This window comes from Pseudomonas umsongensis (genome assembly GCF_002236105.1).
In the GTDB taxonomy this organism is placed as follows: Bacteria; Pseudomonadota; Gammaproteobacteria; order Pseudomonadales; family Pseudomonadaceae; genus Aquipseudomonas; species Aquipseudomonas umsongensis.
Genome location: NZ_NIWU01000002.1, coordinates 467,080 through 482,850, shown reverse-complemented (window position 1 = coordinate 482,850; position 15,771 = coordinate 467,080). Strand labels below are relative to the sequence as shown.

Below are 15,771 nucleotides of genomic sequence, written 5' to 3'. Positions count from 1 at the left end.
ACCCCGTGTCGTCCAGGCGTCCATCGCGAGCATGCTCGCTCCTACAAGGGTCAGGCGTAAAGGCCGAACAACATGATGATTCTCTCCCCCTGGCGCGCCGACTTTCCGGCCATCGCCGCCCTGCAACGGCAAGGCCAGACCTATCTGGACAACGCCGCCACCACGCAAAAACCGCAAGCCCTGCTCGATGCCCTGGCGCATTACTACGCCAACGGCGCGGCCAACGTGCATCGGGCACAACACCTGCCCGGCGCCCATGCGACCCAAGCATTCGAGGACAGTCGGCGCAAAGCCGCGCAATGGCTCAATGCCGGCGACCGCGGGCAAATCATCTTCACGCACGGTGCGACGTCCGCGCTGAACCTCCTGGCCTATGGCTTGGAGCATCTTTTCAATCCAGGCGATGAGATTGTCATCAGCGCCCTGGAACATCACGCCAACCTGCTGCCGTGGCAGCAACTGGCGCAGCGCCGCGAGCTGAAACTGGTGATCCTGCCACTGGATGCCGACGGTGTGATCGACCTTGACGCTGCCGGACGGTTGATCGGCCCACGCACGCGGCTGCTAGCGGTCAGCCAGCTGTCCAACGTCATCGGCGCCTGGCAACCCCTGCCCCCGCTGCTGGCGCTGGCCAAGGCGCATAACGCCTTGACCGTGATCGATGGCGCCCAGGGCGTGGTCCATGGTCGGCATGACGTGCAAGCGCTAGGGTGCGACTTCTATGTATTTTCCAGCCACAAGCTCTATGGCCCTGATGGCCTGGGCGTGTTGTTTGGGCGCCATGAAGCGCTGCAACAGCTACGCCCCTGGCAGTTCGGCGGCGAAATGGTGCTGGATGCCAACTATCATGACGCCCGCTTCCGCCCTGCTCCGCTGGGATTCGAAGCCGGCACGCCGCCGATTTCCAGCGTCATTGGACTGGGGGCAAGCCTGGATTACCTTGCCGGGCTCGATCAGCACGCCGCTTGCGCCCATGAATCGGCCCTGCATGACTATCTGCTCAAGGGACTCGCTGCGCGTGACGGCATCCGCCTGTTGGGCAAGCCGCAAGTGGCACTGGCGAGCTTCACCATCGAAGGTGTACATAACTCGGATCTGGCGCACCTTCTGACCGAACAGGGCATTGCGGTCCGCGCCGGTCATCACTGCGCCATGCCGCTGCTCAAAAGCCTGCACCTGGCCGGAGCGATTCGGGTGTCGTTGGCGCTGTACAACGACTCCGAAGACCTGGAACGGTTCTTTGAAGCGCTGGATCAAGCACTGGAGTTATTGCGATGAGCCTTCCCGCTGAAGCCGTGGACGCGCTGCAAGCCTTTCAAGATCTGCCGGGCTGGGAACAACGGGCGCGCCTGCTGATGCAGTGGGGCGAGCGCCTGCCCGTACTGAACGAAGTAGAAATGTGTGACACCAACCGGGTGCACGGCTGCGAAAGCCAGGTGTGGCTGGTGGGCGAACTGAAGGATGGCCACTGGCAGTTCAGGGCCAACAGTGATGCACGGTTGATTCGCGGATTGGTGGCGTTGCTGCTGGCGCGGGTCAACGGGTTGTCGGCGAATGAGCTTCAGCAGGTGGACTTGGCGGACTGGTTCAATCAGCTGGGGTTGGGTCGCCAGTTGTCCCAGTCGCGCAGCAATGGCTTGAATGCGGTTTTACAACGGATGCGTGAACTCGCCGCCTGACTGATCGTTCCCACGCTCTGCGTGGGAACGATCGGAGTCAGGAAGGTTTGACGCGCTCCGCCGGCCGCCGCACACCCGCCACGATCTTGTCCACCGCCTTGGTCGCCGCGACCATGCCGAAGGTCGCCGTCACCATCATCACAGCGCCAAAACCACCGGCGCAGTCAAGCTTCACACCATCACCGACGAAACTCTTCTGCAGGCAAATGCTGCCATCGGGTTTCGGGTAGCGCAGTTGCTCGGTGGAGAACACACACGGCACGCTGTAATGACGGGTCACGGTGCGCGAAAAGCCATAGTCGCGGCGCAAGGTGGAGCGCACTTTCGACGCCAGCGGATCATTGAACGTACGGTTGAGGTCGCAGACCTGGATCAGCGTCGGATCGATCTGCCCGCCCGCACCGCCGGTGGTGATGATCTGGATCTTGCGCCGCTTACACCAGGCAATCAGCGCCGCCTTGGCGTTGACGCTGTCGATGCAGTCGATCACGCAATCGATGTTCGGCGTGATGTACTCGGCCATGGTCTCGCGGGTGACGAAATCCGGCACCGCGTGCACCGTGCAATCGGGATTGATCCCGCGCAAGCGCTCGGCCATCACTTCGACCTTGGGTTTGCCGACGGTGCTGTCCAATGCGTGTAACTGGCGGTTGGCGTTGCTGACACAGACATCGTCCAAGTCGAACAACGAGATCTCGCCGACACCGCAACGGGCCATGGCTTCCGCCGCCCAGGAGCCGACGCCACCGACGCCAACAATCGCCACATGCGCCGCGCGCAGGCGCTCAAGGCCCTCGATGCCATACAAACGGGCGATGCCTGCAAACCGCGGATCTTCTGTACTCATGACCATCACCTCAAAAACCGGCGCGCAGTATAGGGCTTCGTCGCACGAAATTTTAGGGTTCGAGCGGTTAGTGTAAGAACTTATGTGAAAGTGAATTGCCCAATGTCGGGTAATTCCCTGTCCGCTATAGGTTCAGAGAATGCCTAGTGTAGGATTCGCCCCCCTTGGCGGTCCGACCGTTCCTTCGTTCCACAGTCTTTGGAACCCGAAATAACTATGTCATCGCGTAAATTTGGACTCAACCTGGTGGTGGTGCTCGCCATCGCTGCCTTGTTTACCGGTTTCTGGGCGCTGATCAATCGCCCGGTAACCGCTCCCAACTGGCCCGAACAGATCTCCGGCTTCTCGTACTCACCTTTCCAGCAGGGTCAATTCCCACAGAAGGAGCAGTACCCAACCGACGATCAAATGCGTCGTGACCTGGAGATAATGAGCAAGCTGACGGACAACATCCGTACTTACTCGGTCGACGGTACGCTGGAAAACATTCCCAAGCTGGCGGAAGAGTTTGGCCTGCGGGTGACACTGGGGATCTGGATCAGCCCGGACCAGGAACGCAACGAGCGGGAAATCACCCGTGCCATCGAAATCGCCAATTCTTCGCGCAGCGTCGTGCGCGTCGTTGTAGGTAACGAAGCCATTTTCCGCAAGGAAATCACCGCTGCCGAACTGAGTGTGATCCTTGATCGCGTCCGCGCCGCTGTGAAGGTGCCGGTGACTACGTCCGAACAGTGGCACGTCTGGGAAGAACACCCGGAACTGGCCAAGCACGTCGACCTGATTGCCGCGCACGTGCTGCCTTACTGGGAGTTCATCCCGATGGACAAGGCGGGACAGTTCGTCCTCGACCGGGCCCGCGACCTGAAAAAGATGTTCCCGAAAAAACCGCTGCTACTTTCCGAAGTGGGCTGGCCAAGCAACGGCCGCATGCGCGGAGGCGCCGATGCGTCGCCGGCAGACCAGGCGATCTATCTGCGAACCCTGGTCAACAAGCTCAACCGCCAGGGCTTCAACTACTTCGTGATCGAAGCGTTCGACCAGCCGTGGAAGGCCAGTGACGAAGGTTCGGTAGGCGCCTACTGGGGTGTGTTCAACGCCGCACGCCAACAGAAATTCAACTTCGAAGGCCCGGTGGTCGCGATCCCGCAATGGCGCGTGCTGGCCATTGGCTCGGTGGTATTGGCGCTGCTGTCGCTGACCCTGCTGATGATCGACGGCTCGGCCCTGCGCCAACGTGGTCGCACCTTCCTGACTTTTATCGCGTTCCTTTGCGGTTCGGTGCTGGTGTGGATCGGTTATGACTACAGCCAGCAATACAGCACCTGGTTCAGCCTGACGGTGGGCTTCCTACTCGCCCTTGGTGCACTCGGGGTGTTCATCGTGTTGCTGACCGAGGCCCACGAACTGGCCGAAGCCGTGTGGATCCACAAACGGCGCCGGGAATTCCTGCCGGTGGTCGGTGATTCAAACTATCGACCGAAAGTCTCGATCCATGTGCCGTGCTACAACGAGCCTCCGGAGATGGTCAAGGAGACCCTCAACGCCTTGGCCAATCTCGACTATCCGGACTTCGAAGTCCTGATCATCGACAACAACACCAAGGACCCGGCGGTCTGGGAACCCGTGCGCGACTACTGTGAAACCCTCGGCCCACGCTTCAAGTTCTTCCACGTCGCACCCTTGGCCGGTTTCAAGGGCGGTGCGCTGAACTACCTGATCCCCCACACCGCCAAGGATGCCGAAGTGATCGCGGTGATCGACTCCGATTACTGCGTGCACCCCAACTGGCTCAAGCACATGGTGCCGCACTTCGCCGACCCGAAAATCGCCGTGGTGCAGTCGCCGCAGGATTACCGCGACCAGAACGAAAGCACCTTCAAGAAGCTCTGCTACGCGGAATACAAAGGCTTCTTCCACATCGGCATGGTTACCCGTAACGACCGTGACGCGATCATCCAGCACGGGACCATGACCATGACCCGGCGCTCGGTGCTCGAGGAACTGGGCTGGGCCGACTGGTGCATCTGCGAAGACGCCGAGCTTGGCCTGCGAGTGTTTGAAAAAGGCCTGTCGGCGGCGTATTACCACGACAGCTACGGCAAGGGCCTGATGCCCGACACCTTCATCGACTTCAAGAAACAGCGATTCCGCTGGGCCTATGGCGCGATCCAGATCATCAAGCGTCACACCCGCAGCCTGCTGCGCGGCAAGGACACCGAGCTGACCCGCGGCCAGCGCTACCACTTCCTTGCGGGCTGGTTGCCCTGGGTCGCCGATGGCATGAACATCTTCTTCACTGTCGGCGCGCTGTTGTGGTCGGCGGCGATGATCATCGTGCCGCAGCGGGTCGATCCGCCGTTGCTGATTTTCGCGATCCCGCCCCTGGCGCTGTTCGTGTTCAAGGTCGGCAAGATCATCTTCCTCTACCGACGGGCGGTGGGGGTGAACCTCAAGGATGCGTTCTGCGCGGCACTGGCGGGACTTGCGTTGTCGCACACCATCGCCAAGGCGGTGTTGTACGGTTTCTTCACCAGCAGCATTCCGTTCTTCCGCACGCCTAAGAATGCCGATAACCACGGCTTCTGGGTGGCGATTTCCGAGGCCCGCGAAGAGGTGTTCATCATGCTGCTGTTGTGGGGCGCGGCCCTGGGGATCTACCTGGTGAACGGCATGCCGAGCAACGACATGCGTTTCTGGGTAACCATGCTGCTGGTACAGTCGCTGCCGTACCTGGCGGCGCTGATCATGGCGTTCCTCTCCTCCCTGCCGAAGCCGACCGCCGAAACCGAAACGGCGCCAGCGGTCTAAATCTTCACCGATGCACTAAACGGCGGCCAATGGTCGCCGTTTTGCTTTAAGATAACCGCCATTTTGCAGGGGCTACGGCCCAATGGCCGGACCTGATCCCTGTGGGAGCGAGCCTGCTCGCGAAGGCGTTGTAACAATCAACGTTTATGTTGACTGACACGCCGCCTTCGCGAGCAGGCTCGCTCCCACAGTGGGTCCGCGCCCACATTCATGATTTCCGGAGTTTCCCATGACGGCCCACGCCGACCTTTCGCCGACCCTTCAACTCGCCATCGACCTGATCCGCCGTCCGTCCGTGACGCCGGTCGACGCCGATTGCCAGAAGCAGATGATGCAGCGCCTGGGCGATGCCGGTTTCATGCTGGAACCGATGCGCATCGAAGATGTGGATAACTTCTGGGCCACCCACGGCAAACACGACGGCCCGGTACTCTGCTTCGCCGGTCACACCGACGTGGTGCCGACAGGTCCCGTGACCGCCTGGCAAATCGATCCGTTCAACGCAGTCATCGACGAACACGGCATGCTCTGCGGCCGTGGCGCGGCAGACATGAAAGGCAGCCTGGCATCCATGACCGTGGCCGCCGAGCGTTTCGTCGCCGATTACCCGGATCACAAGGGCAAGGTCGCCTTCCTGATCACCAGCGACGAAGAAGGCCCGGCGCACCATGGCACCAAGGCCGTGATTGAACGCCTGGTCGCACGCAAGGAGCGCCTGGACTGGTGCATCGTCGGCGAACCGTCGAGCACCACCCTGGTCGGTGACGTGGTCAAGAACGGCCGTCGCGGTTCCCTCGGCGCCAAGCTGACCGTGCGTGGTGTACAGGGCCACGTGGCCTACCCGCACCTGGCCAAGAACCCGATCCACTTGGCCGCTCCAGCGCTGGCGGAACTTGCCGCCGAGCATTGGGACCACGGCAACGATTTCTTCCCGCCGACCAGTTTCCAGATTTCCAACGTCAACTCCGGCACCGGCGCGACCAACGTCATCCCGGGTGACCTGGTCGCCGTATTCAACTTCCGCTTCTCCACCGAGTCGACCGTCGAAGGCCTGCAAAAGCGTGTCGCCGACATTCTCGACAAGCATGCCCTGGACTGGCACATCGACTGGGCACTGTCCGGCCTGCCGTTCCTCACCGAACCGGGCGCGCTGCTCGACGCCGTGTCCTCGAGCATCAAGGACATCACCGGTCGTGAAACCCAGGCTTCCACCAGCGGTGGCACTTCCGACGGCCGTTTCATTGCGACCATGGGCACGCAAGTGGTCGAGTTGGGGCCGGTCAACGCGACCATCCACCAGGTCAACGAGCGCGTGCTGGCGGCCGACCTCGATGTGTTGACCGAAATCTACTACCAGACCCTGATCAAGTTGCTCGCCTGATGCTCGCTTGCCCGATCTGCAGTGAACCGCTGAGCGCGGTGGACAACGGCGCGGCCTGCCCCGCCGGGCATCGTTTCGACCGTGCGCGCCAGGGTTACCTGAACCTGTTGCCGGTGCAGCACAAGAACAGCCGCGACCCTGGGGATAACCAGGCGATGGTCGAAGCCCGCCGCGACTTCCTCAACGCCGGCCATTACGCGCCGGTGGCCAAGCGCCTGGCGGAACTGGCGGCAAGTTACGCGCCACAGCGCTGGATCGATATCGGTTGTGGCGAGGGCTATTACACCGCGCAAATCGCCGACGCCTTGCCGGACGCCGACGGCTACGCCCTGGACATTTCCCGGGAAGCGGTCAAGCGCGCCTGCAAACGCAACCCCAAGCTCACCTGGTTGATCGCCAGCATGGCCCGCGTGCCGCTGGCATCGGGCAGCTGTCAGTTCCTGGCCAGCGTCTTCAGCCCGCTGGATTGGGACGAAGCCAAGCGCCTGCTCAGCCCCGGTGGTGGCCTGATGAAAGTCGGTCCGACCAGCGGCCACCTGATGGAGCTGCGTGAGCGGCTGTACGACGAAGTCCGCGAGTACATCGACGACAAGCACCTGGATCTGGTGCCTGAAGGCATGGCGCTGGCTCACAGCGAAACCCTGACGTTCAAACTGACGCTTGCCAGTGGTCAGGACCGGGCGAACCTGTTGGCCATGACCCCCCACGGCTGGCGCGCCAGTGCCGAGCGCCGGGCAGCAGTCATTGAGCAGGTCGAGCCTTTCGAAGTCACCGTATCGATGCGCTACGATTACTTCGTACTTCAATAACTTCAACCATTTTTGGTCTTGGGCAACGGCTCAAGACCGGCTAAATCCGCGAATGGATTTTTCAGACACGCAGTGAGGACATCCATGCGCCAACCCGATATCGAGATTTACCTGAAAGACGCCGACGTCGACCACAAGGCCATCTCGGCCTGGCTCGGCGCGGCATTGGGCCCGTGCACCGATTGGGTCCAGAAAGGCCAGACCTACAAGTGCAAGGCCGGCAACGTGCCGGTGACCTGGCTGCCCAAGGCCGTAGGAAAGTGGAACAGCCTGTACCTGGAAAGCGACCAGACGCCGTGGGAAGACGACATCGCCTGCGCCCGCGCTGCCTTTGCCGCGTTGAACGTCGAAGTGCGCTGCGCACCGGGTAGCTGGGTCGAGGAAGAAGGTGAAGAGACGGCGGATCGCTGGATTCGCATCAGCGCCGACGGTGAAGAAGAGATCACCTGGAAAACTGCTTAACCGCCAAAGATCGCAGCCTGCGGCAGCTCCTACAGGGTTATGTGTACACCTGTAGGAGCTGCCGCAGGCTGCGATCTTTTGATCTCAGGATTACAGCCCCACCACATCCTCAGCCTGCAAACCCTTCTCGCCAGTCACCACCCCGTACTCGACCTGCTGGCCTTCAGTCAGCGAACGGTGCCCCTCACCGCGAATCGCGCGGTAGTGCACGAACACGTCCACCCCGTCCTCGCGTTGAATGAAGCCGTAGCCCTTGGCGTCGTTGAACCACTTCACATTGCCGGTTTCGCGCGTTGCCATCTCAGTACCCCCTTGTTTTTATTTTGAGCGCCCGAGTATATGACAGGCGCAGAAACTCTCAACTACAGATTGGTTGAGTGCTTTTTTGCCGATTTTCGACGAATCCGGCACACTGTCTCCCGCCCGAGCAAACGCTCGGTTTTATTCACTCACGCAGAAGCCGTATGACCCGCTCCCCGTTCCGCCGTCTTGTGTTTGGCACCCTGCGCCGACTGTTGTACCTCTGGGTTCGCTCGGAGACGATCAACCAGTCGTCGTTCACCCTCAACCTCGACCGCAGTCGCCCGGTGTTCTACGTCCTGCAAAATCCTTCGTTGACCGACCTGGCCGTGGTCGACACCGAATGCACCAAGGCCGGCCTGCCGCGTCCGGTGCTGCCGGTATCGGTGGGCAACCTGTTGGAACCGGCCGCGTTCTTCTACCTGACACCGGACCCGGACTGGCTCGGGCGCCAGGACAAGCGCGGCGCACCGCCCACCTTGACCCGCCTGGTCAGTGCCTTGAGCCAAAACGCCGCCGAAGATGCGCAGATCATTCCGGTCAGCGTGTTCTGGGGGCAGTCGCCGGACAGCGAAAACAGCCCGTGGAAACTGTTGTTCGCCGACAGTTGGGCGGTCACCGGGCGCTTGCGCCGCCTGCTGAGCATCATCGTGCTGGGGCGCAAGACCCGCGTGCAGTTCTCCGCGCCGATCCACCTGCGTGAACTGATCGAGCACGACAAAGGTCACGAGCGCACCGTGCGCATGGCCCAACGAATTCTGCGGGTGCACTTTCGCAACCTGAAAGCCGCGGTCATCGGTCCGGATATTTCCCACCGTCGCAACCTGGTCAAGGGTCTGGTCAACCAGCCGCTGGTAAAGCAGGCGATCCTCGACGAAGCCGAGCGCGAGAACATCTCGCCGGAGAAAGCCAAGGCCCAGGCCCTGCGGTACGGCAACGAGATCGCCTCGGACTACACCTACACCGCCATCCGCTTCATGGAAGTGGTGCTGAGCTGGTTCTGGAACAAAATCTACGATGGCATCAAGGTCAACAACATCGAAGGCGTACAAAAGGTTGCCCCGGGTTACGAAGTGATCTATGTACCCTGCCATCGCAGCCACATCGACTACCTGCTGCTGTCCTACCTGCTGTTTCGCAATGGCCTGACCCCGCCGCACATCGCCGCCGGGATCAACCTCAACATGCCCGGGATTGGCGGCCTGCTGCGCCGTGGCGGCGCCTTCTTCATGCGCCGCACCTTCAAGGGCAATCCGCTGTACACCTCGGTGTTCAACGAATACCTGCACACCCTGTTCACCAAGGGCTTCCCGGTGGAGTACTTCGTCGAGGGCGGCCGTTCGCGCACCGGGCGCATGTTGCAACCGAAAACCGGGATGCTGGCAATCACCCTGCGCAGCTTCCTGCGTTCGTCACGCATGCCCATTGTCTTCGTGCCGGTTTACATCGGCTACGAGCGCGTGCTGGAAGGCCGGACCTACCTGGGCGAGTTGCGTGGCGCGAGCAAGAAGAAAGAATCGATCTTCGACATCTTCAAGGTCATCGGCGCGCTCAAGCAGCGCTTCGGTCAAGTCGCGGTGAACTTTGGTGAGCCGATCAAACTGGCGCAATTTCTCGACAGCGAGCAGCCGGACTGGCGCGAGCAGGAACTGGGTCCCCAGTTCAAACCCGCCTGGCTCAACGAAACCACCAACCGCCTTGGTCAAAAAGTCGCGCAGCACCTGAACGAAGCGGCGGCGATCAATCCGGTCAACCTGGTCGCGCTGGCGCTGCTGTCCACAAGCCGCCTGGCCCTGGATGATCGCGCCATGGCGCGGGTTCTCGACCTGTACCTGGCGCTGTTGCGCAAAGTCCCGTACTCGCCGCACACCACCCTGCCCGAAGGTGATGGCCGAGCGTTGATCGAGCATGTAAAGGACATGGACCTGCTCTCGGAACAAAGCGATGCGTTGGGCAAGATTCTCTATCTGGACGAGCAAAACGCCGTCCTGATGACCTACTACCGCAACAACGTGCTGCACATCTTCGCGCTGCCAGCGCTGCTGGCGAGCTTCTTCCAGAGCGCCTCGCGCATGAGCCGCGAACAGATCCTGCGCTACACCCGTGCGCTGTACCCCTACCTGCAAGCGGAACTGTTCATTCGCTGGCCGCTGGACGAGTTGGACGGGGTGATCGACCAATGGCTGCAAGCGTTCGTCGAACAAGGCCTGCTGCGTTTCGAGAATGACGTCTACCTGCGTCCGGCCCCGAGCTCGCGGCATTTCGTGCTGTTGACGCTGCTATCGAAAAGTATTGCCCAGACCTTGCAGCGCTTCTACATGACGGTGTCCCTGCTGCTCAACAGCGGCCAGAACAGCATCAGCGCCGAAGAACTGGAAGACCTGTGCACGGTCATGGCCCAGCGCCTGTCGATCCTGCATGGCCTGAACGCCCCGGAGTTCTTCGACAAGAGCCTGTTCCGCCATTTCATCCAGACTTTGCTGGACCTGGACGTGCTCAAGCGCGATGAAGCCGGCAAGCTGAGCTATCACGAGTTGCTTGGTGAGTTGGCCGAAGGTGCGGCGAAGCGGGTGCTGCCGGCGGAGATTCGCTTGTCGATCCGTCAGGTGGCGCTGCATCGCAGTGAAGATGCCGCCGACCAACCCGCTACGCCCGAACAAACCGTCTAGATTGATCAAGGCGCCAGTCGGTCCTGGTGCCGTCGATACGGAGATCTGCCAATGAAAAAGCTTTCCCTGATAGCAGCCGCAGTGCTGCTGACAGCCTGCCAGCACCCGACTCCCGCGCCCAAGGCATCCCTTGATGGCGAAGTCTTCTACCTGCAACGCATTGCACTGCCACCGACGGCAATCCTGAGTGTCAGCCTGCAAGACATCTCACTCGCCGACGCCCCGGCCAAGGTCATCGACGAACAACGTGGCCCGGTCAAAGGCCAGGTGCCGCTACCGTTCCACCTGAGCTACGACCCGCTGAAGATCGAGCCCAACCACCGTTACTCGATCAACGCACGCATCGAAGTCGATGGCAAACTGCTGTTTATCACCACCGAAAATCACGCCGTGCGCCTGGACGGCTCCGATCCGCAGCCCGTGAAGGTCCGCGTTGACGCGGCCCGCTAGAGCTTATTCAAATAAGTGTCTTTGAAAAAGGAAGTTGCCATGCTCCGCCCTACCCTCCGTTTTGCCGGCCTGTGCGCAGGCTTGATGATCTCTGCCAGCGCCCTGGCACTGTCTCTGAGCGACCTGTCGCAAAAAGACGCCACCGGCGGTCTCAAGGACGCCCTGACCCAAGGCGCGCAACTGGCGGTGAAACAACTCGGCACCCCGGGCGGCTTCAGCAACAACCCGGACGTGAAGATCGAACTGCCGGGCAAACTGGGCAAAGTTGCCAGCAAAATGAAACAGTTCGGCATGGGCGATCAGGTCGATCAACTGGAAGCCAGCATGAACAAAGCGGCGGAAACCGCCGTGGTCCAGGCCCAACCGATCCTCGTCGACGCCGTGAAGAAGATGACGGTCGACGATGCCAAGGGCATTCTCAGCGGCGGCAATGACTCGGCCACCCAGTACCTGAACAAGACCAGCCGCGAACAAATCCGCGCCAAATTCCTGCCCATCGTCAAGCAAGCCACCGACCAGGTTGGCCTGGCCCAGCAGTACAACTCATTCGCCGGGCAGGCCGCGACCATGGGCGTGATCGACGCGAAGAGTGCCAACGTCGAAAACTACGTGACCGAGCAGGCGTTGAACGGTTTGTTCGAAATGATCGGCAAACAGGAAGAAACCATCCGCCAGAACCCGACGGCGGCGGCGACCAGTTTGGCGAAGAAGGTGTTTGGTACGCTCTAAGCCACCACCCTGATCGTTCCCACGCCCGCGTGGGAATGCATCCCGTGACGCTCCGCGTCACAGCGCAGGACTCAAGCCTTGCGTCGACAGCGGAACGCGGAGCGTCCCCGGCGGCATTCCCACGCAGAGCGTGGGAACGATCAAGATGCAGGTCGGCTGGCAGGCCGCCTTCGCGGGCAAGCCCGCTCCCACAGGGGATCAGGTACATCCGCCAGATGCAGGTCGGCCAGCAGGCCGCCTTCGCGAGCAAGCCCGCTCCCACAGGGTATACACCCTCCGCTCTTCACCACTCATCAGGCCGAGCGTTAGCTCGCCTTCAGCTGTTGATCTTGATCCACCCGTCCCTTCGGGAGGCTGAGCGGAGGTGTTCATCCGGGGAGTGGCGCGCAGCGCCGTTCGACGCAGTCGAACACGCTGCATGTAGGTGCCAGCGAAGCCAACCGGAGGGGTTTGAAAAAAAGTGAGTCGCCGTAAGGGCGAAACCGTCAGCCGCCCTTACCGCAGAAACGGATATGTACTCGAAAAACCAGAGCTTGGTCGGCCCAAAGGCCGCCAAGTCCAACGAACTCAGGCCGATTCTTTCTTGACCCGAAACCAAGCCGCATACAACGCAGGCAGAAACAACAACGTCAACGCCGTCGCCACGATCAAACCACCCATGATCGCCACCGCCATCGGCCCGAAAAACACACTGCGCGACAACGGAATCATCGCCAGAACAGCAGCCAGCGCCGTCAGCACAATCGGCCTGAACCGCCGCACGGTCGCCTCAATAATCGCTTGCCACGGCTTCAACCCGGCCGCGATATCCTGCTCGATCTGATCCACCAGGATCACCGAGTTGCGCATGATCATCCCCGACAATGCGATGGTCCCGAGCATGGCCACAAACCCGAACGGCTGGCGGAACACCATCAGGAACAGCGTCACCCCGATCAACCCCAGGGGCGCCGTCAGGAACACCATCGCCGTGCGTGAGAAACTGCGCAACTGCAGCATCAGCAACGTCAACACCACCACGATGAACAACGGCACGCCCGCCTTCACCGAGTTCTGCCCGCGAGCGGAATCCTCGACCGTACCGCCGACATCCAGTAGATAGCCATCCGGCAATTCGGCGCGGATCGGATCGAGGGTCGGCATGATCTGCTGCACCAGGGTCGCCGGTTGTTCCTTGCCATAGATGTCGGCGCGAACCGTCACGTTGGGCAGGCGATTACGGTGCCAGATCACGCCTTCTTCAAAGCCGTATTCCAGGGTCGCGATCTGCGACAGCGCAACGCTGCGACCATTGTCGGTCGGCACCGCCAGGCTTGGCAGCAGCGACAGTTCGGTGCGCTCATGCACGGTGCCGCGCAACAGGATCTCGATCAACTCGTTGTCTTCGCGGTACTGGCTGACGCTGGAACCGGTCAGCGAGCTCTGCAGGAACTTCGACAGGTTTGCCGTGCTCACGCCCAATGCCCGTGCACGGTCCTGATCGATATTCAGATAGACGACCTTGCTGGGCTCTTCCCAGTCCAGGTGGACGTTGACCACATGCGGGTTTTCGCGAACCTTGGCCGCGACCTTTCGGGCCAGTGCGCGGACTTCCTCGATGTGCTCACCGGTCACCCGGAATTGCACCGGATAGCCAACCGGCGGACCGTTCTCCAGGCGCGTGACCCGCGAGCGCAAGGCCGGAAATTGTTCGTTGAGGGTCGTGATCAGCCAGGTGCGCAAGGGTTCGCGATCTTCGATGGTTTTTGCCAGGACGACGAACTGGGCGAAGCTCGCTGCTGGCAATTGCTGATCAAGCGGCAGGTAAAAACGCGGTGAGCCGGTCCCGACGTAGGCCACGTAGTTGTCGATGCCGGCTTTGTCCTTGAGCAACGCTTCGAGGCGCTTGACCTCCTCGGCCGTATTGCTCAGGGACGCGCCTTCGGCCAGCTTCAGGTCGACCATCAACTCCAGTCGGCCCGAGGCCGGGAAGAACTGTTGAGGCACAAATCGAAACAGCACGATGGAGGCAATGAACAGCACCACAGTCGCCGTGATCACGGTCTTGCGCCAGCGCACGCACCACTCCACCAGACGCCGTACGCGTTGATAAAACGGCGTGCCATAGGGATCGGGTTGATCAGTGCCATGTTTGGCCGCGTGAATTTTCGCCAGGTCCGGCAGGAGCTTTTCCCCCAGATAAGGCACGAAGAGCACCGCCGCCACCCAGGACGCCACCAGTGCAATGGTCACCACTTCAAAGATCGAACGGGTGTATTCGCCGGTGCCCGATTGCGCGGTAGCGATGGGCAGGAAACCGGCGGCGGTGATCAGCGTACCGGTGAGCATCGGGAACGCGGTGCTGGTCCAGGCATAACTCGCCGCCTTGATCCGGTCGAAGCCCTGCTCCATTTTGATCGCCATCATTTCCACGGCGATGATGGCGTCGTCCACCAGCAAGCCCAGCGCCAGCACCAGGGCGCCGAGGGAGATCTTGTGCAGGCCTATCCCGAGGTAATACATGCAGGCGAACGTCATCGCCAATACCAGCGGGATGGCCAGGGCCACCACCATGCCGGTGCGCACCCCGAGGGAGAAGAAGCTCACCAGCAAGACGATGGCCAGCGCTTCGACCAGCACCTGGACGAATTCGCCGACGCCGGTTTTCACGGCGGCCGGTTGGTCCGAGACCTTGCGCAACTGCATGCCGGCCGGGAGGTTCTTCTGGATACGGGCAAACTCGATTTCCAGGGCCTTGCCCAGCACCAGAATGTCGCCGCCGTCCTTCATGGCCACGGCCAGGCCAATGGCGTCTTCACCCATGAAGCGCATGCGCGGCGCCGGTGGATCGTTGAAACCGCGGCGCACGTTGGCGACATCGGCGATGCGGAACGTACGATCGCCGACACGAATCGGGAAGTTCTTGATCTCTTCGACCGTCTGGAAATTCCCCGAGACCCGTAGCTGCAATCGTTCGCTGGTGGTTTCGAAGAAGCCGGCGGTGGACACCGCATTCTGTTCTTCAAGGGCTTGCTGCACCGACGCCAGCGGCAATCCGAGGGTGGCGAGCTTGACGTTGGACAGCTCGATCCAGATCTTTTCGTCCTGCAAACCGAGCAGGTCGACCTTGCCCACATCCTTGACCCGCTGCAGCTGGATCTGGATGCGGTCGGCGTAGTCCTTGAGCACGGCGTAATCGAAACCTTCACCGGTCAGGGCGTAGATATTGCCGAAGGTGGTGCCGAATTCATCGTTGAAGAACGGCCCCTGGATACCTGGCGGCAGGGTATGACGAATATCGCTGACCTTCTTGCGCACCTGATACCAGAGGTCCGGTATCTCCACCGAGTGCATGGAGTCTCGGGCGATGAAGGTCACCTGTGATTCACCCGGGCGCGAGAACGACACGATGCGCTCGTACTCGCCGGTTTCCATCAGCTTCTTTTCAATGCGTTCGGTGACCTGGCGCGAGACTTCCTGTGCGGTCGCCCCCGGCCAGTTGGTACGGATCACCATGGCCTTGAAGGTGAACGGCGGGTCTTCGCTTTGACCCAGCTTGGTGTAGGACAGTGCGCCGACAATCGCCAGCAAGAGCATCAGGAACAGGACGATCTGGCGATTGCGCAGCGCCCAGGCAGAAAGATTGAAACCCATCGGG

12 protein-coding genes are annotated in these 15,771 nt (G+C 61.2%); 9 read left to right on the top strand and 3 right to left on the bottom strand.

Annotation, left to right across the window (positions count from 1 at the left end):
* Positions 1–72: 72 nt before the first annotated feature.
* Together PSUM_RS12485 and PSUM_RS12480 are read left to right on the top strand one after the other, a co-directional pair.
* Positions 73–1,278, top strand: coding sequence for an aminotransferase class V-fold PLP-dependent enzyme (locus tag PSUM_RS12485; protein ID WP_083348323.1), 1,206 nt, complete (start codon positions 73–75; stop codon positions 1,276–1,278).
* The gene (locus PSUM_RS12480; protein WP_020799875.1) at positions 1,275–1,679 is read left to right on the top strand and encodes a SufE family protein; all 405 of its coding nucleotides are present in this window, start codon (positions 1,275–1,277) and stop codon (positions 1,677–1,679) included. The genes PSUM_RS12485 and PSUM_RS12480 overlap by 4 nt, the downstream gene beginning before the upstream one ends.
* A 37-nt stretch (positions 1,680–1,716) precedes the next feature.
* Here PSUM_RS12480 and tcdA read toward each other — a convergent pair whose 3' ends face one another.
* On the bottom strand, positions 1,717–2,526 hold the full coding sequence (tcdA, locus tag PSUM_RS12475) for a tRNA cyclic N6-threonylcarbamoyladenosine(37) synthase TcdA (protein WP_020799876.1): 810 nt from the start codon (positions 2,524–2,526) through the stop codon (positions 1,717–1,719).
* Positions 2,527–2,742: 216 nt separating this feature from the next.
* On the opposite strand from tcdA, the gene PSUM_RS12470 reads away from it, so the two are divergent.
* The 4 genes from PSUM_RS12470 to PSUM_RS12455 all read left to right on the top strand — a co-directional run bounded on the left by PSUM_RS12470 (position 2,743) and on the right by PSUM_RS12455 (position 7,986).
* Positions 2,743–5,334: a glycosyltransferase gene (locus PSUM_RS12470; protein ID WP_083348322.1), complete on the top strand. Its 2,592-nt coding sequence runs from the start codon at positions 2,743–2,745 to the stop codon at positions 5,332–5,334.
* A 229-nt stretch (positions 5,335–5,563) separates the two neighbouring features.
* Positions 5,564–6,715: a succinyl-diaminopimelate desuccinylase gene (gene dapE / locus PSUM_RS12465; protein WP_020799878.1), complete on the top strand. Its 1,152-nt coding sequence runs from the start codon at positions 5,564–5,566 to the stop codon at positions 6,713–6,715.
* Positions 6,715–7,524 (top strand): putative RNA methyltransferase, encoded by an 810-nt coding sequence (locus PSUM_RS12460; protein ID WP_083348321.1) that lies wholly within the window; start codon positions 6,715–6,717, stop codon positions 7,522–7,524. Before dapE ends, PSUM_RS12460 begins: the two co-directional genes overlap by 1 nt.
* An 84-nt stretch (positions 7,525–7,608) precedes the next feature.
* The gene (locus PSUM_RS12455; RefSeq protein ID WP_020799880.1) at positions 7,609–7,986 is read left to right on the top strand and encodes a hypothetical protein; all 378 of its coding nucleotides are present in this window, start codon (positions 7,609–7,611) and stop codon (positions 7,984–7,986) included.
* A 90-nt stretch (positions 7,987–8,076) separates the two neighbouring features.
* On the opposite strand, the gene PSUM_RS12450 is transcribed toward PSUM_RS12455, so the two are convergent.
* Positions 8,077–8,286: a cold-shock protein gene (locus PSUM_RS12450; protein ID WP_008035470.1), complete on the bottom strand. Its 210-nt coding sequence runs from the start codon at positions 8,284–8,286 to the stop codon at positions 8,077–8,079.
* Between the two features lie 164 nt (positions 8,287–8,450).
* Between PSUM_RS12450 and plsB the strand changes: the two genes are divergently transcribed.
* Genes plsB through PSUM_RS12435 form a run of 3 tightly spaced genes read left to right on the top strand, consistent with a single transcriptional unit; the run spans position 8,451 to position 12,134 of the window.
* The gene (plsB, locus tag PSUM_RS12445; RefSeq protein WP_033042059.1) at positions 8,451–10,955 is read left to right on the top strand and encodes a glycerol-3-phosphate 1-O-acyltransferase PlsB; all 2,505 of its coding nucleotides are present in this window, start codon (positions 8,451–8,453) and stop codon (positions 10,953–10,955) included.
* A gap of 51 nt (positions 10,956–11,006) precedes the next feature.
* Positions 11,007–11,405, top strand: coding sequence for a YbaY family lipoprotein (locus PSUM_RS12440; protein ID WP_008058778.1), 399 nt, complete (start codon positions 11,007–11,009; stop codon positions 11,403–11,405).
* Between the two features lie 39 nt (positions 11,406–11,444).
* Positions 11,445–12,134, top strand: a complete 690-nt coding sequence (locus tag PSUM_RS12435; RefSeq protein ID WP_020799634.1) for a DUF4197 domain-containing protein — start codon at positions 11,445–11,447, stop codon at positions 12,132–12,134.
* Positions 12,135–12,701: 567 nt separating this feature from the next.
* Here the strand turns inward: PSUM_RS12435 and PSUM_RS12425 are convergent.
* On the bottom strand, positions 12,702–15,767 hold the full coding sequence (locus PSUM_RS12425; protein ID WP_083348320.1) for an efflux RND transporter permease subunit: 3,066 nt from the start codon (positions 15,765–15,767) through the stop codon (positions 12,702–12,704).
* Positions 15,768–15,771 lie beyond the last annotated feature (4 nt).

Excerpts from the sequence above, each read along its gene's own strand:
- PSUM_RS12440 (WP_008058778.1), top strand. The coding sequence starts at position 11,007 with ATGAAAAAGCTTTCCCTGATAGCAGCCGCAGTGCTGCTGACAGCCTGC.
- PSUM_RS12435 (WP_020799634.1), top strand. The coding sequence starts at position 11,445 with ATGCTCCGCCCTACCCTCCGTTTTGCCGGCCTGTGCGCAGGCTTGATG.
- dapE (WP_020799878.1), top strand. The coding sequence starts at position 5,564 with ATGACGGCCCACGCCGACCTTTCGCCGACCCTTCAACTCGCCATCGAC.
- PSUM_RS12460 (WP_083348321.1), top strand. The coding sequence starts at position 6,715 with ATGCTCGCTTGCCCGATCTGCAGTGAACCGCTGAGCGCGGTGGACAAC.
- PSUM_RS12425 (WP_083348320.1), bottom strand. The coding sequence starts at position 15,767 with ATGGGTTTCAATCTTTCTGCCTGGGCGCTGCGCAATCGCCAGATCGTC.
- PSUM_RS12480 (WP_020799875.1), top strand. The coding sequence starts at position 1,275 with ATGAGCCTTCCCGCTGAAGCCGTGGACGCGCTGCAAGCCTTTCAAGAT.
- PSUM_RS12450 (WP_008035470.1), bottom strand. The coding sequence starts at position 8,286 with ATGGCAACGCGCGAAACCGGCAATGTGAAGTGGTTCAACGACGCCAAG.
- tcdA (WP_020799876.1), bottom strand. The coding sequence starts at position 2,526 with ATGAGTACAGAAGATCCGCGGTTTGCAGGCATCGCCCGTTTGTATGGC.
- PSUM_RS12485 (WP_083348323.1), top strand. The coding sequence starts at position 73 with ATGATGATTCTCTCCCCCTGGCGCGCCGACTTTCCGGCCATCGCCGCC.
- PSUM_RS12455 (WP_020799880.1), top strand. The coding sequence starts at position 7,609 with ATGCGCCAACCCGATATCGAGATTTACCTGAAAGACGCCGACGTCGAC.
- plsB (WP_033042059.1), top strand. The coding sequence starts at position 8,451 with ATGACCCGCTCCCCGTTCCGCCGTCTTGTGTTTGGCACCCTGCGCCGA.
- PSUM_RS12470 (WP_083348322.1), top strand. The coding sequence starts at position 2,743 with ATGTCATCGCGTAAATTTGGACTCAACCTGGTGGTGGTGCTCGCCATC.